We start from the raw sequence: 19,566 nt of genomic DNA, 5'->3' as shown, positions 1-19,566 counted from the left end.
CTCGAGGAGATACCCATGATTACCCATGAACAAATAGCCGATCTGATCAATGCGGAGGGTCAGGTCCTGACGGAGGACGGGAACCTCGGTTCCATCGAACGGGTCTTCGTCGATGATGCAACCGGGCAGCCGTCCTGGATCCTCGTCGGGACAGGCTCTTCCGGCAATGCGACAGCGCTCGTCCCGCTCTCCGGAGCCGCCGTGGACGGCCGCGATCTTCGTGTCCCCTACGGAAAGGCACTGGTGGAAGGCTCACCGAGAATGTCGGACGTCGAAAGCCTGAACACCGATCAGGAGGAACAGCTCCTCCGCCACTACGGTCTGAGGATGCCTGCGGCGGGACAGGATGCCCAGGCCGGGTCAGGCGCGACGGATCCGGGAATGACCCGCTCGGAGGAGCGACTGAGGGTAGGCACCGAAACCAGGGAGAGCGGCAAAGTCCGTATCCACAAATACATCGTGACCGAGACCGTCACCCAGACCATCCCCGTGCGTCGTGAGGAAATCCGGATCGAGCACCTACCGGCGGGAGACGCCGGCGAAGCAATCGCGGCCGCCCCCGGCGTGGAGAGGATCGGCACTCCCTTCGATGAAGGAGAGTACGAGATCGTCCTTTACGAGGAACGGCCCGTTATCGAACTCGAAACCGTCCCCGTTGAACGGATCACCCTGACCAAGGAGACAATCACCGAGGCGGAGACGGTCAGCGGCGAAGTCCGTAAGGAGGTCATCGAAGCAACCGAGCTCACCTGAAATGCCCCACTGGTTGAGCAGACTCTGCAGGCCACACCTCTACTACAGTGGGTGAATGAGCGAGATCAAGACCTGGCAGAGCATGGTCGACTCGAGCGCGGAGCGTCTGAATCGGACCACGGGACGCAGCGCGACGGTGTGGGCAGACGAGGCTCGAAACGCGGGTATCACCACGAGGGAGTCCCTGTCGTCATGGCTGAAAGGCCAGGGCATCACCGGCTACAACCTCATGAGCATCGACTGGGAGATGTTCGGCTACCCGGAATTCTTCCTGAAATCCGCCGATGAGCTGATCGAAGCCCAGTACGCCGACAGGCCTGCGCTGCGGCCCATCGCCGACCGGTTGCTGTTGTGGGCGCAGTCCGCGGACAACGTGGAGATCCAGATGCGCAAGACCTACGTCTCTTTGCAGACCCCGCGCCGCAAGTTCGCCCAGGTGACACCGACGAACAGGACGACCGTCGACGTCTTCGTGCGGGTGGACCTATCGGACCTGGCAGCGCTCGAACCCGTGCGCTCCGCCGGCGACCCTTTCGCCTGGCGCCTGCGCCTGCGGGAACCGGCCGACGTCGACGACGCCGTCCTGGACGCGCTTACCGCTGCCCGGGACGATAGCCTGTAGCCCGCGACTTCTTCAACCGTTCGAGTTCCTGCTGCGTCTCAGCTTCGGCTTCGAGTTCCTCGAACGCCTGTTCCATGCGCGGCGACGACGGGTCCGTCCAGGCCAGCTCCTCCCGTGCCTCGGCCTGGGCTCGAAGCCGGCGCACTTCCCGCTCGGCCTCCCTGCGGGCGGCTTCGGCACCGAACGACGCCCTCGACGAGGCGCTGATCGACTCCTGCACTCCAAGGGCCGCCTCTGCAGCAGCACGCCGTGCCAGCATGCTCTGGTATTCGAGGGAACTGTCGAAGATCCGGCGCTCAAGGCGCTCCAGATCAGCCTGCAACTGCCGGCTTTGCCGGTCAGCTTCCGAGAACTGCTGCGCCAGCAGGTCATAACGCTTACGGGCACCGATGCCTTCACGGATAGCGTTGCGCGCGGTCTCGTCGTCGCCCCGTTGGACCGCCGCAGCCGCCTGCTCATCAAGGTACTGTGTGTAGGCCCCGGCCTCGGAGGCCGCTATTTCGATGCGCCGGCGGTGGGCTGCGACGTCGGCCGCCGCACGTCTCGCGCGGTCGAGCATGCCCTGCTGCTGGTCCTGCGCGTGCCGGGCGTTGACCTGCGGATCCTCTTTCGATGCCTGCGCAGCGGCACGATTGGCCTGGACGATGCGGGTGATCCGACGCTTGATCGACACTGTGCCGTCCTACCAGGCCTGCCGGGACCCGTAGGAGCTCCGCCAGGACTGCATGGCGCTGATCTCCGCGGTCAGTCGGGAACTGGCCTGTTCGAGTTGCAGCTGATCGACGGACCGGCTGGACTGGAGCAGGCACCTGCGGAGGTCCGCCGAGAGTTCATCGAGGGCACGCGCCTGCTGCGCGAGGTCCGCTGTCCATTCACCCTTGAGCGCCCGGTTGGGCTCCCGGTCGGCAATGCGGAGTTGATTCTCAAGCGAGAGCATTGCACGATCGAGGTCCTGGGCTGCCTGCGGCAGATGGCCCACCGGCCACCCGTGCCGGGTGGCTTCCTCGATCGCACCCCGGGTCGCCCTGCTGGAGCGGCGCATCTCGCCGATCAGTCTCGCGGGTTCCCGAACGGCCTTGTCCGGCGCAAATGACTTTGCTGCGAGTACGCTGTTCCCTGCTGCTCGCTGGAGGATGCGGGAGCGTTTGACCTTTCGGACGACCACCCATCCGGCAACGGCGGTGCCTATTCCTGTCGCCGTCAGAATACCTACGCCCAGGGCAAGAATCTCGATGAACGAGTCCATTACACCAACATCTTCCGGAAGGGTTGTGGATGGTTGCGCATGCCTCTAGTCTGCCCTGAGCACGCGTGATTATCCAGATCGGCCCTGGCCGATGGCCAGCGCGGCCGGCTCCTCACAGGACCCGTTTGTCGCCGCTGGATTGGGGATCCGGCCGCCACACCATGAGGGCCTGGCTTCGTGGACGGGGGCGCTTGCCCCTGGCCAGGGTGACGACGTCGCCGGCGAGCCCGGCCGCGAACACGCGGCTCGCGTCCGGCTGGCTGCGGCGGAGCGCCAGCTCCGCGCCCAGTTCCTGCACCCGGGACTGCAGCGCAGCCACTTGGTTCTCGAGCTCGAGGATCCGCCGGATACCCTCCAATGAGACACCCTCCTGGGACAGACGCTGAATTTCCCGAAGCGTTCCCACATCCTTCGGCGAGTACCGGCGGGCCCGCCCGGGCGCCCTGCTCGGGATGACGAGGCCGAGCCGGTCGTACTGGCGCAGGGTCTGAGGGTGCATATCGGCGAGTTCGGCTGCCACGGAAATCACATAGATGGGGATCGCTGAATCCATACCGAGAACCTCCTTCCGATGTGCTGACTACACGTCGTTCGTATCGCGTGGGCGCTATGGTCGGGGACTGGCTCCGCCGGCTACAGTCGGGCTTTCTCTGCCAGGGATCCGCGCGGGTCGGCATCGGCGGTGGCTTTCGCAAACTCTTCGACCGCGGCCGCGGCCTCCTTCGAGAGGTTCTGGGGAACAACGACGTCGATCGTCACCAACAGATCCCCTGCGGCCTTGGCGGTTGACACGCCACGGCCCTTCAACCTCAGGGTACGTCCGGAGGGCGTTCCTGCGGGCACCTTCATCTTCACCAGGTCACCCGACAGTGTGGGCACCTCGATCTGCGCACCCAGGGCGGCCTCGGGGAAGGTGACGGGCACGTGTACGCGGATATTGTCGCCGTCGCGCTGGAAGAAGGGGTGGTCCTTGATGTGGACGGTGACCATGAGGTCGCCCGTGCCGGCAGGGCCTGTCTGGCCTTTGCCGCGCACTCGCACTTTCTGGCCCTCCTTGATCCCGGCGGGAATGCGCACATCGATCTGCTCACCTGATGGCTCACGCAGGCCGACGGTAGTTCCCCGGATGGCACCGGCGAAGGAGATGGTGGTGCTCGCCGTGCGGTCGGCGCCCTTGCGTGCCGGAGGCTGGAAACCTCCGGAGAATCCTCCTGCGCCCCCGCCGCCGCCGAAGAGGTCGGCGAATTCGGGCGGCAGGTTGCTGTAACCGTTGGAGCCGCGTGCCCCGCCACGGGTGCGGGGAGCGGCGCCCTGCCCGAAGAGATTGCCGAAGACGTCCTCGAATCCGCCGGCCTGACCCCCGCCGCCTGTTCCTCCAGCAGAGAACCTCGCTCCCCCGCCCATGGCGCGGATGGCGTCGTACTGTTGCCGCTCTTCGGCGTCGGAGAGGACCGAGTAGGCCTCGGACACATCCTTGAACATCCGTTCGGAGCCGGCGTCGCCCTGATTCTGGTCAGGGTGGTGTTTGCGTGCGAGTTTCCGGTATGCCTTCTTGATGTCGACATCCGATGCGTCTTTGGAGACACCGAGGATCTTGTAGAAATCCTTATCGACCCAATCCTGACTAGCCAATTGGTGTCTCCTTTCGTCGTTCGTCTAATACATGGGTGAGTAAGCAGCGCAGCCGAGACAGTTTCCGAGGAAGGCGGCTTCAATATTCCAAGGGCCGCCGGGCCCGCAGATATTTCGTTGCCGCCGTTCGGGGACTGTCCCGGCGATCATGGCACTGATTACTCCGGCACTGCGACGATCACCTGGGCGGCCCGGAGGACCCGCTCCCCCTTGCGGTACCCCGCGCGGAGGATCTGGTTCACGCTGTCCGTCGTGACATCCGCGCTGGGCTGCTGCATCAGTGCCTCGTGGATGTTCGGGTCGAAGGCCACACCGGTTTCGTCGATGCGCGTCAGCTCGTATGCCTTGAGGACGTTCTCGAGCTTGGCCGCGATCGCCGCGAACGGGCCCTCGGCGAGGTCACCGTGCTGGCGAGCGGCGTCGATGTCATCGAGCACGGGCATGACCGAGTTGAGGACACCGATCACTGCCTGGTCCCTCGCCACATCCCGGTCACGCTCGACCCGGCGGCGATAGTTGACGTACTCGGCCTGCAGCCGGAGCAGGTCGTCGCGAAGCTCGGCGACGACGTCGACCGCGGGGTTGGACTCGCCGTCGACGCCTGCCTCGTTGAGGATCGCTTCGGCCTGGGCGAGGGCGTCACCCTCCGCCTCATCCCGGGCGGTGGAGGATTCGGCGTCCAGCACCTCGCCATCCAGCGCGTCAGGATCAGGCACCGGCTCCCCGGTCACCGGGGTTTCCGGTGCCGGGTTTCCGGCGTCCTTCTGCTGCCCACGGACCTTGCCCGTTTCAGGGTCAATCTTGCGGTTGTCGCTAAAACTTACCGGTTCCGACTGATGCTCTTCTTCGTTTCCGTGGTGCGGCATGATTACTTCTTTTCGCTGGTGTCTTCGTCTACAACCTCGGCGTCAACAATATCCTCGTCGGCGCCGGTGGAAGCGGACTCGTCATTTGCAGGTCCATCCGAGCCTGGCTGGCCGGCTTCCTGCTGGGCCTGGGCGTAGATCGCTTCGCCCAACTTCGACTGCGAAGACTGCAGCTTCTCGAACGCGGCCTTCACTTCGTCGTCGTTGTCCTGCGTCTCGAGCGCCTTCTTGAGTGCGTCGACGTCGGCCTGGACCTCGGTCCTGACCTCCTCGGGCAGCTTGTCCGAGTTGTCGGCAATCAGCTTGTCCACGGAGTAGGCGAGCTGCTCGGCACCGTTGCGCGTGTCTGCTGCTTCACGGCGCGTCTTGTCCTCGGCGGCGTGCTCTTCAGCCTCGCGGACCATGCGGTCGATGTCTTCCTTCGAGAGGGAGGATCCACCGGTGATGGTCATGGACTGCTCGGTGCCCGTGCCCTTGTCCTTCGCCGAGACGTGGACGATGCCGTTGGCGTCGATGTCGAAGGTGACCTCGACCTGGGGGACGCCGCGGGGGGCCGGTGCGATACCCGTCAGTTCGAAGGTGCCGAGCGGCTTGTTGTCGCGGGTGAACTCGCGCTCGCCCTGGAAGACCTGGATGGCTACGGACGGCTGGTTGTCGTCCGCCGTCGTGAAGGTCTCGCTCCGCTTGGTGGGGATGGCGGTGTTGCGCTCGATGAGCTTGGTCATCATGCCACCCTTGGTCTCGATACCGAGGGACAGCGGGGTGACGTCGATCAGCAGGACGTCCTTGCGCTCACCCTTCAGGACGCCGGCCTGGAGGGCGGCACCGACGGCGACGACCTCATCGGGGTTGACGCCCTTGTTGGGCTCCTTGCCGCCAGCGAGTTCCTTGACGAGCTCGCTCACTGCGGGCATGCGGGTCGAGCCACCCACGAGCACGATGTGGTCGATGTCGGCGACCTTGATGCCGGCTTCGGCGATGACGTCCTTGAACGGCTTCTTGGTGCGGTCGAGCAGGTCCTTGGTGAGGTCCTGGAACTTGGCACGCGACAGGTGCTCGTCGAGGTGGACGGGGCCGTCCGCTGTGACCGAGAGGTACTGCAGCGAGATGTTGGTGGAGGTGGCCGAGGACAGTTCCTTCTTGGCCTGCTCGGCTGCTTCCTTGAGGCGCTGGAGGGCGATCTTGTCCTTCGACAGGTCTGCGCCCTTCGCCTTCGCCTGCGCCAGCAGGTAGTCGACAACGCGCTGGTCCCAGTCGTCGCCGCCGAGGCGGTTGTCACCGGACGTGGAGCGGACCTGGATGGTGGAGAATGCGTCTTCGTCCTTGCCGACTTCGAGCAGGGAGACGTCGAACGTTCCGCCGCCGAGGTCGAAGACGAGGATGAGCTCGTCCTCCTTGCCCTTGTCGAGACCGTAGGCGAGTGCGGCAGCGGTGGGCTCGTTGACGATGCGCAGGACCTTGAGACCCGCGATCTCGCCGGCCTCCTTCGTGGCCTGGCGCTCGGCGTCGTTGAAGTATGCGGGAACGGTGATGACGGCGTCGGTGACCTTTTCGCCGAGGTAGCTTTCGGCGTCCGTCTTCAGCTTCTGCAGCGTACGCGCGGAGATCTCCTGCGCGGTGTACTTCTTGTCATCGATCTTGACGCTCCAGTCGGTGCCCATGTGGCGCTTGACGGAGGCGATGGTGCGGTCGATGTTGTTGACGGCCTGGCGCTTGGCGATCTCGCCGACCAGCACTTCGCCCGACTTGGAGAAGGCGACGATCGACGGCGTGGTGCGGGCGCCCTCGGCGTTCGCGATGACGGTGGGCTCGCCGCCCTCGAGGACCGAGACGACCGAGTTGGTGGTTCCGAGGTCAATGCCTACTGCACGTGACATGCAATTTTCCTTTCGAAAGCCCGAATGGGAGGAGCACTCAAGTTCCATCCAATCGATGGGCGCGTAGATTGAGCGTTCTGCGCTCAACTATACCGGAGCGGCGCCTGCCGTTCAAATCGCATTGAGCCTCGTGCGCTCAAGTCTTCGTTCTTGCCCTGGCGAGAGGTTCGAGGGGCAGGTCCGGTGGCCCTCGTCCGCCGCCCCTGCTGCGCATTGATCCACGGTCGGCATATTCTCGTAAGTATGGGAGGGCGCCGTCGTCGAGCGGATGGTTAGGCTGGGTGGATGGCGACAGTTATTCTCGTGCGGCACGGCCGCACCACAGCAAATGCCACCGGGCTGTTGGCCGGTCGGACCGTCGGCGTCAGCCTGGACCAGGTCGGGCGCGACCAGGCGGCACTGACCGGAGACCGGCTCGCGGCCGTGCCCGTCGTCGGGGTGGTGTCGAGCCCCCTCGAGCGTTGTCAGCAGACCGCCCAGTTCATCCTCGATCGCCAGGCCGGTAGCACGTACGCGCCGGTCGATCTCGATCTGACCGAGTGCGATTACGGCCAGTGGCAGGGCCGCACACTCAGTGAGCTCGCAACCGAGGATTTGTGGTCGGTTGTGCAGTTGCAGCCATCCGCCGTCACCTTTCCCGGCGGCGAATCCATGGCCGCGATGCAGGCTCGGTCTGTGGCAGCGATTCGACGCCACGATGCAGCCTTCGAAGCCGAGCACGGGCCAGGGGCTGTGTGGGTGGCGGTGAGTCATGGTGACATCATCAAGTCGATCCTCGCCGACGCCCTCGGCATGCACCTCGACCTGTTCCAGCGAATCAACGTGGGTCCCGCCTCCGTATCGATCGTGCGCTACGGCACGAGTCGGCCGAGCGTCTACGCCACCAATACCGATGCGGGGGATCTGTCGTGGTTGTCGAACAACATCCACTCCAGCGATGCACCGGTGGGTGGCGGTGCGGGACAGCAAGCGCCGCGGACCTGATACGCCTAAAATACCTATATGCCCACAATCGTTCACGAGTTTGCCTGGCCCGATCGGGTCGTCGTCGGCACCATTGGCGTTCCGGGGGAACGCACGTTCTACCTGCAGGTGCGCTCCGGGAAGCAGATCGTGAGTATCGCCCTCGAGAAGCAGCAGTCAGCCCTGCTCGCCGAGAAGATCGACGAAATTCTCGACCAGCTCATCAGCCTTGAGGGCAACCCCTTCAGCGTTCCCACGAGTACTCCCGTCGAACTCGTCGACAATGACCAGCTCGAGGCCGTCGAGGAGCAGTTTCGGACCGGCGCCATGAGCCTGGGTTGGGACCCATCGATCTTGCAGGTCGTCATCGAGGCCTACCCGCTCACCGACGTCGATGCTGATGAAAACGACGAATCGTCGAATGAGGATGACACTGACGCGCCCGAGGTGCTACGAGTGCGAATGCCGGTCGGCACCGCCCGCGCATTCGCCAAGCGCACCCGCGAGGTCGTGGGCGCCGGGCGTCCGATCTGCTCGCGCTGTGGTTACCCCATTGACGCCGACGGACACATCTGCACGCTTCCCGAGGTCTGATGCCGGCGCACGACCTGGTGACCGCCGAGCTGAAGCTCACCGGTCGCATCACGACGGCTTCAAACGCAACCTTCCTGGGCAGCATCGGCGACGCGGCGGTCGTCTACAAGCCGATCAAAGGCGAGAAGCCGTTGTGGGACTTTCCCGACGGGTTCCTAGCGCACCGGGAGTTTGCCGCCTACCTGGTCTCCGAGGTTCTCGGCTGGAACATCGTGCCGCGCACGTGGCTGCGCGATGGTCCGTTCGGCGAGGGAATGGTGCAGTTGTGGCAGGAGACGGACCCGGACCAGACGGCGGTTGATCTGGTCGCGGCCGACAATGTACCGGAGACCGGATGGAAGCAAGTTCTCGAGGGTCGGGACGAGAACAACCGACGAGTCGCCCTCATTCACGAAGACTCGCAGGCTCTGCGACGCATGGCCGTTTTCGATGTCGTCGTCGACAACGCAGACCGCAAAGGCGACCATGTCCTCGCCATGGGGGACGGACACCGACACGGCGTGGACCATGGACTTACCTTCAACAGTGATCACAAGCTGCGCACGGTGCTGTGGGGGTGGCTGGGAGACCCGCTCACCGCCGAGGAGCTCGCCGGCATCGATCGTGTCAGCGAAGGACTGCACGGTGAGCTGGGCCGAGACCTGGCGGATTTGCTCACCGCCGAAGAAATCGCTTCGCTCGCCGCACGCTGCGCCCGGTTGCGCTCGGCAGGGCGGTTTCCGGCTCCGAGCGGCGAGATGTCGGCGGTGCCCTGGCCGCTGTTCTGAAGGAATTGCGGCTACGGACTTCGCAGGTTGTGTGACGTTGAGGGCATGAATCTCAAAGTATTGACGGAGCCCATCGCCGGGATTCGAAACCAACGCTACAGTCATTGGCATTGAGGCAATGTTCGTAATCCGCGCCCTCGAATTGTCTGATCCTCCCTCAGCGCAGCGGAAGCTGCGCGAACGCTAGGAAACGGGCGCCAGAAGTTTGATCCAGAGGGTAACGACGCAAGCCTGGGTCGTCACTTACGCTAAGCCGATGAGGAAGTGGCTGGTGCTGGCATCGGCGGCGTTGGGTCTTGCCGGACTCGCGGCACTTCTGACGCGCCGAGGGCCTGATCTGCCGCCCGGCGCCGGGAAAACGATTGCGCGCATCCGCGCCGGCCCCGTCACGGGAGTCATCAACGGAAAATCGGGGTACGCACAGTCCGGCGGGGTCCGGATCTGGTACGAGTCCATCCCTCCTGTCGGTGCGGAGAAGGGTGTCGTATTGCTCAACTCCTCACTCGGTGTGGGCTCGTTGTTCTGGCCGCCGATGTTCCTACGCGCCCTGTCGGCGGCGGGATACCGCGTGGTCAGGTACGACCATCGGGGCACCGGCGCCTCGAGTTGGATGACGGGCTGGAGCCGAAAGCATCCTTACTCGCTGATCGACATGGCGAGCGATGCGATCGCCGTCCTCGACGACCTTCGCATCGCTCGCACTCACGTGCTGGGGTTCTCCCTCGGTGGTTTCGTCGCTCAAGAGGTCGCGCTTGCCTACCCCGAGCGTGTCCAGTCCCTCACCCTCATGTCGACATCTGCGGACCCAACCGACACCTCCATGCCCGGACCTCAGGCCTGGCCGCTGATCCAGTCCGCGATAGCGGGCTTTCCACTGCTGCGCTACCGCCTGCTCGGCGGAGAAACCAATCTCGTGAAGGAGCTCCTCGCCGGGCTGGTCGCGCAAGGCGGAGACGAACCTGTCGATGTGGAGGAATGGACGAGGATCGTTCTATACGACCTGCGCGAACGAAACGGACTCAACCTCCGTGCACTGCTGCAGCACCACGTTGCCGTCGCGGTGACCCGCTCCCGATACCCGCTACTGGGCACGATCACAGCACCCACCCTCGTGATTCACGGGAACGCGGATGCGTTCTTGCGGATCGAGCACGGTCACCGACTCGCTGCCGCCATACCTTCCGCCTCGGGCCTGTGGCTGGAAGACGCCGGTCACCCGTTCCCATACCCCGACATGCCCTTCGTGATCTCGGCGATCACGAGCCACCTCGCCACCACCAATCCCTATCTCTCCAGACCGGCGGGACGGTCGGGTTCAGGTCACCACGACAACAAGTGATAGTTGAGTACTGAAGTCGATCGAGGGCACCGCGGTCGACGAGGCCCTCGAACAGTGTTGGACCTGAGCCCGAATCGGGGGGTGCGCTCGACCTCAGTGCGCTCGACCTCAGTGCGCAAGTGGCGGCCTCGCGGGTGCACTTCGCAGCAACACGACCGCAAGGGCGGTGTTCCGAAATGCACGCACGGGCGCCCGGGAGCGATGAGCGCCGTTGCGCGCCATCGATATAGTCGCAGCGGGCGCGCGACTCCAACACGGAACAACGGCACGGGCGATCGCTCGCCTCGTGATCGATCGTACCGACCTCGAGGCTCTGGCAAGGTGAAGAACATCGGTGCATTGCCTGACAGGGCACTCTCGAACGATGGACGCTGGGTTGTCCGTGGACGTCTACGGACAACCTCTCAACGGTCGGTTCAGGCGGCGAGTCGTCCTTTGAAGGAGAATGAAGATTGCGTGGAACAGGCATGGATTTCACAACAAAGAGGCTGGCGGGCACATGCGATATGAGGCAATATGTTCGGCCCAGAAGTGGAAGACCGAAGCACGCGAGTTCGGTCGTATCGGCATGAAGGTCATCGGCCGTCTCGAAGACGCGGCCGATTCGACAGCTTTCGAGGTATGCGCACGCGCCGGATACGCCGCTAACGGAATGCTGCACTTTGTCATTGGCATCATCGCCATTAGCGTGGCAGCCGGCGCCCGGGGCGACATTGAACGATCAGGAGCATTAGAAGCCCTTGCCGACCTACCTGGTGGTTACCTCCTTTTATGGGCCAGCTTCCTAGGATCGGCGGCTCTCGCATTTTTTCAGCTGGGCGAAGCCGCTTTCCGGTGGAAGCACCGGGACAAGAAGGAAAGGCTTACGAAGCGGACAAAGGCCGCTTTCAAGGCGGGTGGGTATGCCGCCATTTCCGTGTCGTTCGGTGTCTATGCCCTCGGCGGCGAAACCGATAGCAGCGCCGAAGCCCGGGAGTTTTCCGCGGCCCTATTATCAGCGCCCTTAGGTGCAGCACTGTTGGTTGCTGTAGGAGCAGGGATCATCGCCATAGGGTGCTATTACCTTTTCAAGGGCGCCACCAAGCGGTACTTCAAAGACCTTGAGAAACAAGCCTCAGGGACTCGCGGCACAGTGATTCATGTTCTGGGTTCGGTTGGCTATCTGGCCAAGGGCCTGGCTTTGGCGGTCGTGGGCTCAATAATCATCGTGGCCGCAGTAACGTCCTCCCCCGAAGAGTCCACCGGCCTGGACGGGGCATTGAAGTCTTTGCAAGAACAGTCCCTTGGCACGGTCGCCCTCTCCATCATCGCGATAGGGCTCATGTGCTATGGGCTTTACAGCATTGCCCGTGCACCACTGGACCGCATGTAGCATCACGCTTGCCACCTTGGTGCATACAACCAGCCCCACGACCGACGGCTAAACCGACGAAAACGGCACCCCGAGCCGAACCGCCAAAAACCCCGATCCGGGAAGCGGATCACCACTCGGACAATGTCTTGAGTCATCGGCTTGTGACTCCCTTCCCGCCCGGGGTCCACGTTCCTATACTGACGTCATGGCAACGTCATTGTTGTTCGGCGTGATAGCTTCCAGCGCCCTCATCATCGGTGCTTTCATCGGTTCACGCTTTGAACTGCCCAAGCGCGTGCTGGCAGTCCTTTTGGCCTTTGCCGCAGGATCGCTTATCACCGCCTTGACGTTCGAGCTCTTCGAGGACGCCTTCGAGCAAGGTGGTATCTGGCGCGCAGCGATCGGTCTTCTCGCAGGCGCCGTGGTCTTCACGGCACTGAGCGCACTGCTTGACCGCTGGGCCCAACCCAGTTCCCAGCCGATTCCTGCGGATGAGTACGAGGGCAGTCCCAAACTCGACACCGATTCCGCCGCTACGGAGCGCTCCCCCACCAAGGCCTCCACCCGCGGTGCCGCGGGCATGGCCCTGCTGGCCGCGGTCACCCTCGACGGCGTACCCGAAAACATTGCCCTGGGCGTCGCACTTGGCGGCGGAACGGGCGGACTAGCCCTGCTGGCCGCGATCTTTGTTTCCAACCTGCCCGAAGCACTCGTCGGAGCATCCTCGATGCGCAGCCAAGGCAAGTCTCGTGGCACCATACTCGGTCTCTGGGGAGCATGCGCTGTACTACTCGTAATCGCCGTCGTGATTGGCGCCGGGCCACTCTCAGGCGCTGACCCGGAAACCATCTCACTACCATTGGCTTTTGCTGCCGGAGCCGTCATCGCCTCACTAGCTGACACTCTCATGCCCGAAGCCTACGAGCACGGCGGGCCAGCCGTAGCCCTCAGCACCGCCGCCGGATTCGTCCTCTCTTTCGTTCTATCCCTCATGTGACACACCCACGGCATTAGAACAAAAAACACACCTTCATAAGATTGAATCCGGGGTCCGCACACTCACGGAACCGCACGCCGGACCGCTGCTCGCGCCTGAGGAGAATTCGACCCTATCCGTCACGGAGGACACCCCCGCCGGTTCAGGTCAGGCGCTCCGAGATGTGCACCGCAACGTCATCCCCGATGTCCTTACCAATCTTCTTCCGCAGCTTGCCGCTGATCGAAAGCATGTGACCACCCATCCCGGTCGGCATCAGGGCAACGGCCAGCGGCTCGCCATCAACGCTCACGGTCACCTTCACCGCCTTGCCCGTGCCGAACAGCTCCTTCGAATCGGGAATTTCGACGCACGACCACACGTCACCCCTGACCTCCACTCCTATCGGGGCGGTGAACCGTAAATCCATGGGACCCAAAATCGTGCTCATCACGATCGCCTTCCTTGTCCAAGCCGGTTACCGATCAGGGTGCCTCACGAGTCACCGGACTGTCCATCAGGCTTGAAGGTCGTCGGGTGGGCGATCGGCTTATCGGTCCTTTGACCCGTAGGACACCCACCAGCCCCTGAGCAGTGGCGCTGCTCGATCCGGTCGGGCACTCTTTCTACCTGGCCTCCGTCCGCCCTGACTGATCGCAGTCCGCAAGGGATCGGTTGTCGGCACGAAGTGTCGCGCTTGATCAGGATGAGATGGTCGGCTGCCGAGCAACCTTAGCAACCAAGGTTGCCTACTGGCTCATAGCAATGTAGGTTGCTCGCATGGAAGCGGTAGAGCTGACTCAAGCAGCCACGAACCCGGATGATCCACAGGCTGGATTGCGGGCCATTGTTTCCCTACGTGCTCTCACTGATGTGTTGGAGCTCCGTCAGGTAGAAGCGGCCCTGCGTGCAGGACTGACATGGCTGGAGATCGCGGATGCGCTCGGCGTGAGCCGTCAGGCCGTGCATAAAAAGTACATCAGGCGCATCGACCCGCAGATCCCTGTACCGAGGAGGAAGTAGTGACGTCACTGTCGGCAAGGGCAGCCACGATGCAGAAGCTGTCCTTGGTTGCTATGGAAGAGGCATCGCGTCGAGGTCAACGCGACGCCGATCTGGAACATCTCTTCATGGCATTGGTCATCAATGACCAGGTTGCCGGTCGAGCCCTCCGCTCGGTTGGTATCTCGCTAGACCAGACACGAAATGCCGTAGAGGCGCTGCACGCGACCCAGCTGGAAAGCATCGGCATCGCGGCCGACGAGCCCTGCTCGCAACGGATCGTGTTCCACGAAACAGGCGGATACGAATGGACGCCTCGCGCTTTGGAAATCCTCAAGCACGCCGGCGGAAAGAACGCGGGAAACTCCTCCTCCGTGCTGCGTGAACTATTGGAAGAACCCAGCGGTCTCATCAGGGCTCTGCTCGGTCGTCTGGACACTTCTGCTACCGAGATACTCACTGCCCTCACTACCGAAGAACGTCACCGGACTCCCTCCAGCGATCAGCCGACCCAGTCCCGCGAGGAAATAGTGGGTCGTGCGGAAGTCTTCGTTCCAGCGCCCATCGAGGCAGTCTGGGAACTCCTGGCGGATCCCTCCCGCATGCCCGTGTGGAATGCCGGTATTGGATCCGTCGACCTTCCTGACCTCGGGGAGAACCCCCGCCCGTTCCCTCAGGAAAGCGATAGCTGGACCGTCCACCCGCACACCCGACATACGAACGGAAAGCCGATACGGATCAGGAACCAATACCGTCGGCGACGGATGGAGCTTCTCCTCGCGGACCGGCCACATCACATCAGCTGGCGCACCACCTACCCCGACCTCGAGCGAGGCAACACCAACACGCTGGTGATCGACCTCGCCGATACGCCCGGCGGAACACAGGTGCGCCTGACGTCATCGTGGAACCGACGCACAGGGTGGCGACGGATCGTCGGCTTGCCGCTGCACCCCGTTCGACATTTCCTGCTCTGGCTGACTGCCTTCCAGCTCGGTGCGGGTATCAGCCGTAGCTTCCGCTGACAAGACCACACACGCGAACCGACCGAACCCGAAACTGGTGATGGCCTCCGATGAATCGGCGCCTCCTGCGGAACTGGCTCGTGCGGCGGTTCCTTATTCCGACGTCCAGTTCTCGGGTTGTCAGCGGGCTGCGGTTTCCTGTCAGGACGCTTGCTGCGGTGTCGGGGTCGACATAGCGTCGACCGCCCGGTGCCTCCCCGCCGGCTTCGACGGTTCCGACCTCGCCAGTTTCGACGGCCACCAGATGTTCGGTCCGATGTCGTAGGCAAGCGCCGGAATCAGCAGGGACCGCACAAGGACCGTATCCAGCAGCACGCCGAACGCCACGATGAAAGCGATCTGCGCGAGGAACAGGATGGGAATGATGCCGAGCGCCGCGAATGTCGCGGCAAGCACCACGCCCGCTGAGGTGATGACCCCGCCGGTCACGCCCAGCCCTCGGAGAATTCCGGGCCGGGTGCCGATCCGCAATGACTCCTCACGCACCCTCGTCATGAGGAAGATGTTGTAGTCGACCCCGAGCGCCACCAGGAACACGAACCCGAACAGCGGCACCGAAGCGTCCGCGCCTTCGAATCCGAGCAGGTTGTTGAACACCAGCGCCGACACCCCCAGCGCTGTCCCATAGGACAGAACCACGCTCAGGATCAACAGCACGGGCGCGACGACGGCGCGCAGCAGGAGCATCAGCACCACCAGGACGACGGCCAGCACGATCGGGATGATTCTGCCGAGGTCCGCGAGCGCGGTGTCGTTGGTGTCCACCGCGATAGCGGTAACGCCGCCCACGAGGGCGTCGGGACTGGCGTCGTCGAGGGTGGTCCGGAGGCTGCGCACCACGTTCTCGGCCTGATCCGAATCCGCCTGGTATTCAAGGGTCCCGCTGATGAGGACGCGGCCCTGCTCGACGACGGCGGCCCCTGCCGGATCCGTGGTCAGTGTGGCCTCCGAAATTCCGGGCTCGGCGCCGACAATGCTGAGGACCGCCTCCCGGTCCGCTTCCGGAGCGACGACGGCGATAGGGCTGCCGGCGCCGGCATCGAAGTGCCGGGCAAGCGCGTCCTGGCCGTCCACGGCGTTCGACGGCGCGAGGATCAGGGCCGACTGCGGCACGCCACTGGCCTGCAGCTGGGTGAGTCCGAGTGCTCCCGCGGCGAGCACCAGCACTGACGCGATCCAGAGAACCCTCGGCCGACGCGAGATCAGTACGGCAATCCGCTTCCACACCCCGCGCAGCTGCTCCGTTCCCGGAGCGGCGGCAACGGCCGCCGTAGTCGGGACGGGTTCCTCAACGGACGTGGGCCGCACTGGGTGAACCTTGGGCCGCAGCGGCCAGAAGGCGGAACGACCGAAGAGCAGGAGCAAGGCGGGGAGGAGTGTCAACGCGGCGGCGACCGAGAACACGATGCCGATCGCGGCGATGGGGCCGAGGCTCCGGTTGGAATTGAGGTCCGAGAACAGCAGGCAGAGCAGTCCGAGAATCACCGTGGCTCCGGAGGCCACGATGGGCTCCACCGATCCTCGGTAGGCCACCCTCATGGCCTCCCATTTCGACTCGTGCTCGCCCAAAGCCTCCCGGAAGCGTGCCACCAGCAACAGCGCATAGTCCGTTGCGGCTCCGATCACCAGGATGGAAAGGATGCCCTGGCTCTGGCCGCTCAGCTGGATCCAGTCCCATGACGCGAAGGCGAAAACCAGCAGGATGGAGGTGGCCAGCGCGAAGACCGAGGTCAGGAGAACGAGGAAGGGCAGGATCACCGATCGGTAGACGGCCAGGAGGATCAGGAAGACCGCTCCCAGCGCCACTCCCAGCAGGATGCCGTCGATCCCGCCGAAGGCACTGACGAGGTCGGCGGTGAAGCCGGCAGGGCCGGTCACATACCCGACGGCGCCGTCGGGCAGCTCCTCGTTCAGCACCGAGCGGAGTTCAACGACAACCTCGCCGAGCTCGGCATCCGACGCGACGAAGGCGAGGTACTGGACCGCCCGGAGGTCCTCGGAGGGAATGGGACCGACAACGGCAGGGGCGCCATCGGCTGGAGGCTCAATGCCCTCGACATTCCCGAGGGCACGGGCCACCTCTTCATAGGCGGGCAGCTCCTGGAGGGCGATCTCCCCCTCGGATTCAGCGACGATCACCGCCGGAACGGCGTCGGAGTTCCGAAACTGCTCCTGCAGCTCCCCCGCTTCGGTGGATTCCGCGCTTGCCGGCAGGAATGACGCCTGGTCGTTGCTGGAGACGGTATCGAGCTTGCCGAAGGTCGGCCCACCGAACCCGGCACCGAGGAGCCAGATCAGGACGACGACGACCGGGAGCAGTACACGCAACCACTTGGCTTTCACGATACCCATGCCTTCCGGAAAAATTATCTCTGTGAATGACTATATCTATCATGGAGATAATTGGGGAAGGGCCTAAAGTGGTTCTGAATCGAGGTGCACTCCATGTCCAGTACGAACCGAGCCAGGCTGATCGACCTGATGCGCCAGTTCACTTCCGAGACCGAACGGTACATCGAGGCGGCGAGCGCCAAGGACGCGCTGTACCGAACCGACCTCAACGCCCTCGGAATCATGATGGGCGCCGCCCGCGCCGGCGCCACTGTCACGCCGGGCATGCTGCGTGAGGAACTGAACCTGAGTTCCCCCGCCACCACCGCCCTGGTGGACCGGCTCGACACCGCGGGCCACGTCACCCGCACCCGCAGCGCTGTCGACCGGCGTCAGGTGCACCTCGAACTGACCGAGAAAGCGCGCGTAACCGGCGGCAAGCTGTTCGCCCCGCTGGCACAACACATCAATACGGCGCTCGATGAATTCGACGACGCCGAGCTCGCCCTTCTTGAGCGGATGATGCAGCGCATCACCGACGCCACGATCGCCGCCAAAGGGGACGCCGGGAAAGACGGCTCCGGAACAAGTGCTCCGGGAAAAGATGGCACCGGAATATGACGCGAAAGCGGGAGAAGGCCTTCCGCCGGGGTTAATCTCGATCATGAGCGAAGACGTCTATTCCCACGGCCACCACCCGAGTGTGACGACCATGCACGCGACCCGCACGGTGGAGGACTCGGCCGCGTACCTCGTGCCGCACCTCGCCTCCGGGATGGATGTGCTTGATGTCGGTTGTGGTCCGGGCAGCATTACGGCGGGTTTCGCGGACCTCGTAGCACCGGGAACAGTGACCGGCATCGACCGCTCGGCCGACGTCGTGGCACAGGCCTCCGCCGCGCACACCTCCGTCCGGAATGCCGTCTTCACCGAGGGCAACATCTACGACCTCGATTTCCCCGACGAGACGTTCGACGTCGTTCATGCCCACCAGGTGCTCCAGCACCTCACCGATCCCGTGGCGGCACTGCGGGAGATGCGCCGGGTAGTCCGGCCCGGTGGCGTGGTGGCAGTACGGGACGCCGATTTCCACGCCATGACCTGGTTCCCCGCCTCCCCTGCGCTCACCGAGTGGATGGAGCTGTACCAGCGGATTGCGAGGGGCAACAATGCCGAGCCCGACGGCGGCCGACACCTACTCTCCTGGGCCCAGGAAGCCGGCTTCACCGAGACGGAAGTTTCGACGTCGAGTTGGATCTACGCCACGGCTGAACGCCGGCGGTTCCACGCGGAGTCCTGGGCCGAGCGGGTGCTGCACTCAGGTTTCGCCGAGCAGGCCCTCGAGCGCGGCCTGGCCGAGAGGAAGGACCTGGCACGGCTGGCCGAGGGCTGGCGGACCTGGGGAAGGGCTCCCGACGGGGTCTTCCTCATCCCCAGCATCGAGGTGCTGGCGCGGGCCTGAACCCGGTCGACAACCGGCTTCGGGATCACGCACTCCAGAATTTGCCTCGGACGGGCTGCCCCTGCGGCACCTGAAGATCCGGATCAGCGACCAGCCGGGAAACGAACCGCTGCGCACTGCTTACTATGAAAGGGTGAATCCCTCGGTTTGGCTTGCGCTACTCGGCGCGGGCGCACTCATCAGTTTCAGCCCGGGTGCCGGTGCGGTCAACACCATGAGCAACGCCCTGACCGTCGGATTTCGGCGGTCGATCTGGGGCATCCTCGGCCAGCAGGCCGCCCTCCTGGTGCACATCGGAGTGGCAGCAGCCGGCGTCGGGCTCCTGGTCTCGAATTCGCCGGTGGCATTCAACGTGATCCGATATGCCGGAGCGGCCTACCTCGTATACCTCGGGGTCCGGAAGTTCCTGCAGAAGCCGGCGTTGGACGAGGAGATCCTTGCGGAGCGGCGTACCGAGGGATCGCTGTCGCTGTTCCGTCGGGGCATGTGGGTCAACCTCCTGAACCCCAAGGCGATCGTCTTCTTCCTCGCACTGATTCCCCAGTTCATCCGCACGGACCAGCCGCTCGCCGAGCAGTACGCGGTGCTCGCGGCCACCGTCATCACCATCGACCTGCTGGTGATGTGGTTCTTCTATGCCGCGACGGCCCGGTCCTTCAGCCGCTTCACGCAGCACTCCCGCGGACAGACGATCATGAACCGGACTTTCGGCTCGTTGTTCGTCGGCGTGGGCACCCTGCTTGCGCTGGCCTGACCC

The 19,566-nt window shown here is 64.1% G+C and carries 21 protein-coding genes; 13 read left to right on the top strand and 8 right to left on the bottom strand.

The window, feature by feature from the left end:
- Positions 1 to 15 precede the first annotated feature (15 nt).
- Both IWX75_RS02465 and IWX75_RS02460 read left to right on the top strand, forming a co-directional pair.
- Positions 16 to 753: a YsnF/AvaK domain-containing protein gene (locus IWX75_RS02465; protein WP_196820643.1), complete on the top strand. Its 738-nt coding sequence runs from the start codon at positions 16 to 18 to the stop codon at positions 751 to 753.
- A gap of 55 nt (positions 754 to 808) precedes the next feature.
- Positions 809 to 1,375, top strand: coding sequence for a DUF5655 domain-containing protein (locus IWX75_RS02460; RefSeq protein ID WP_196820642.1), 567 nt, complete (start codon positions 809 to 811; stop codon positions 1,373 to 1,375).
- On the opposite strand, the gene IWX75_RS02455 is transcribed toward IWX75_RS02460, so the two are convergent.
- From IWX75_RS02455 to dnaK, 6 genes are all read right to left on the bottom strand, one after another.
- The gene (locus tag IWX75_RS02455; RefSeq protein ID WP_196820641.1) at positions 1,347 to 2,048 is read right to left on the bottom strand and encodes a PspA/IM30 family protein; all 702 of its coding nucleotides are present in this window, start codon (positions 2,046 to 2,048) and stop codon (positions 1,347 to 1,349) included. The two genes, IWX75_RS02460 and IWX75_RS02455, sit on opposite strands and share 29 nt — an antisense overlap.
- 9 nt (positions 2,049 to 2,057) lie before the next feature.
- Positions 2,058 to 2,621 carry a hypothetical protein gene (locus tag IWX75_RS02450; RefSeq protein ID WP_196820640.1) on the bottom strand — a complete coding sequence of 188 codons (564 nt, stop codon included), beginning with the start codon at positions 2,619 to 2,621 and terminating at the stop codon, positions 2,058 to 2,060.
- A gap of 112 nt (positions 2,622 to 2,733) precedes the next feature.
- Entirely contained in the window at positions 2,734 to 3,174 is a 441-nt protein-coding gene (locus IWX75_RS02445; protein ID WP_196820639.1) for a heat shock protein transcriptional repressor HspR, read from the bottom strand.
- An 80-nt stretch (positions 3,175 to 3,254) separates the two neighbouring features.
- Complete coding sequence (locus IWX75_RS02440; RefSeq protein WP_196820638.1) at positions 3,255 to 4,253, bottom strand: DnaJ C-terminal domain-containing protein; 999 nt, start codon at positions 4,251 to 4,253, stop codon at positions 3,255 to 3,257.
- Positions 4,254 to 4,411: 158 nt separating this feature from the next.
- Entirely contained in the window at positions 4,412 to 5,119 is a 708-nt protein-coding gene (locus tag IWX75_RS02435; protein WP_196820637.1) for a nucleotide exchange factor GrpE, read from the bottom strand.
- Positions 5,120 to 5,121: 2 nt separating this feature from the next.
- On the bottom strand, positions 5,122 to 6,996 hold the full coding sequence (gene dnaK, locus IWX75_RS02430) for a molecular chaperone DnaK (protein ID WP_196820636.1): 1,875 nt from the start codon (positions 6,994 to 6,996) through the stop codon (positions 5,122 to 5,124).
- A 285-nt stretch (positions 6,997 to 7,281) separates the two neighbouring features.
- On the opposite strand from dnaK, the gene IWX75_RS02425 reads away from it, so the two are divergent.
- From IWX75_RS02425 to IWX75_RS02400, 6 genes are all read left to right on the top strand, one after another.
- The gene (locus IWX75_RS02425) at positions 7,282 to 7,980 is read left to right on the top strand and encodes an MSMEG_4193 family putative phosphomutase (RefSeq protein ID WP_196820635.1); all 699 of its coding nucleotides are present in this window, start codon (positions 7,282 to 7,284) and stop codon (positions 7,978 to 7,980) included.
- Between the two features lie 18 nt (positions 7,981 to 7,998).
- Entirely contained in the window at positions 7,999 to 8,553 is a 555-nt protein-coding gene (locus IWX75_RS02420; protein ID WP_196820634.1) for a DUF3090 domain-containing protein, read from the top strand.
- A complete protein-coding gene (locus tag IWX75_RS02415) occupies positions 8,553 to 9,320 on the top strand; it encodes an SCO1664 family protein (protein WP_196820633.1) in 768 nt (255 codons plus the stop codon). The genes IWX75_RS02420 and IWX75_RS02415 overlap by 1 nt, the downstream gene beginning before the upstream one ends.
- Positions 9,321 to 9,576: 256 nt before the next feature.
- Positions 9,577 to 10,659, top strand: a complete 1,083-nt coding sequence (locus IWX75_RS02410; protein ID WP_196820632.1) for an alpha/beta fold hydrolase — start codon at positions 9,577 to 9,579, stop codon at positions 10,657 to 10,659.
- Positions 10,660 to 11,104: 445 nt separating this feature from the next.
- The gene (locus IWX75_RS02405; RefSeq protein WP_334684052.1) at positions 11,105 to 12,031 is read left to right on the top strand and encodes a DUF1206 domain-containing protein; all 927 of its coding nucleotides are present in this window, start codon (positions 11,105 to 11,107) and stop codon (positions 12,029 to 12,031) included.
- 187 nt (positions 12,032 to 12,218) lie between these two features.
- Positions 12,219 to 13,010 (top strand): ZIP family metal transporter, encoded by a 792-nt coding sequence (locus IWX75_RS02400; RefSeq protein ID WP_196820630.1) that lies wholly within the window; start codon positions 12,219 to 12,221, stop codon positions 13,008 to 13,010.
- A gap of 142 nt (positions 13,011 to 13,152) precedes the next feature.
- Here the strand turns inward: IWX75_RS02400 and IWX75_RS02395 are convergent, their stop codons facing one another.
- Positions 13,153 to 13,440 carry a DUF1905 domain-containing protein gene (locus IWX75_RS02395; RefSeq protein WP_196820852.1) on the bottom strand — a complete coding sequence of 96 codons (288 nt, stop codon included), beginning with the start codon at positions 13,438 to 13,440 and terminating at the stop codon, positions 13,153 to 13,155.
- Between the two features lie 329 nt (positions 13,441 to 13,769).
- On the opposite strand from IWX75_RS02395, the gene IWX75_RS02390 reads away from it, so the two are divergent.
- Complete coding sequence (locus IWX75_RS02390; protein WP_196820629.1) at positions 13,770 to 14,012, top strand: hypothetical protein; 243 nt, start codon at positions 13,770 to 13,772, stop codon at positions 14,010 to 14,012.
- Positions 14,012 to 15,016 carry an SRPBCC family protein gene (locus IWX75_RS02385; protein ID WP_196820628.1) on the top strand — a complete coding sequence of 335 codons (1,005 nt, stop codon included), beginning with the start codon at positions 14,012 to 14,014 and terminating at the stop codon, positions 15,014 to 15,016. The genes IWX75_RS02390 and IWX75_RS02385 overlap by 1 nt, the downstream gene beginning before the upstream one ends.
- A 141-nt stretch (positions 15,017 to 15,157) precedes the next feature.
- Here IWX75_RS02385 and IWX75_RS02380 read toward each other — a convergent pair whose 3' ends face one another.
- Positions 15,158 to 17,359, bottom strand: a complete 2,202-nt coding sequence (locus IWX75_RS02380; RefSeq protein ID WP_334684051.1) for an MMPL family transporter — start codon at positions 17,357 to 17,359, stop codon at positions 15,158 to 15,160.
- Between the two features lie 102 nt (positions 17,360 to 17,461).
- Between IWX75_RS02380 and IWX75_RS02375 the strand changes: the two genes are divergently transcribed.
- From IWX75_RS02375 to IWX75_RS02365, 3 genes are all read left to right on the top strand, one after another.
- On the top strand, positions 17,462 to 17,968 hold the full coding sequence (locus tag IWX75_RS02375; RefSeq protein WP_334684050.1) for a MarR family winged helix-turn-helix transcriptional regulator: 507 nt from the start codon (positions 17,462 to 17,464) through the stop codon (positions 17,966 to 17,968).
- A gap of 43 nt (positions 17,969 to 18,011) precedes the next feature.
- Positions 18,012 to 18,809 carry a methyltransferase domain-containing protein gene (locus IWX75_RS02370; protein ID WP_196820626.1) on the top strand — a complete coding sequence of 266 codons (798 nt, stop codon included), beginning with the start codon at positions 18,012 to 18,014 and terminating at the stop codon, positions 18,807 to 18,809.
- Positions 18,810 to 18,942: 133 nt separating this feature from the next.
- The gene (locus IWX75_RS02365; RefSeq protein ID WP_196820625.1) at positions 18,943 to 19,563 is read left to right on the top strand and encodes a LysE family transporter; all 621 of its coding nucleotides are present in this window, start codon (positions 18,943 to 18,945) and stop codon (positions 19,561 to 19,563) included.
- Positions 19,564 to 19,566: the final 3 nt, after the last annotated feature.

The sequence above is a fragment of the Arthrobacter sp. CAN_A6 genome, from assembly GCF_015751715.1.
Lineage (GTDB): Bacteria > Actinomycetota > Actinomycetes > Actinomycetales > Micrococcaceae > Arthrobacter_D.
This window is presented reverse-complemented; position numbering and strand designations above follow the sequence as displayed.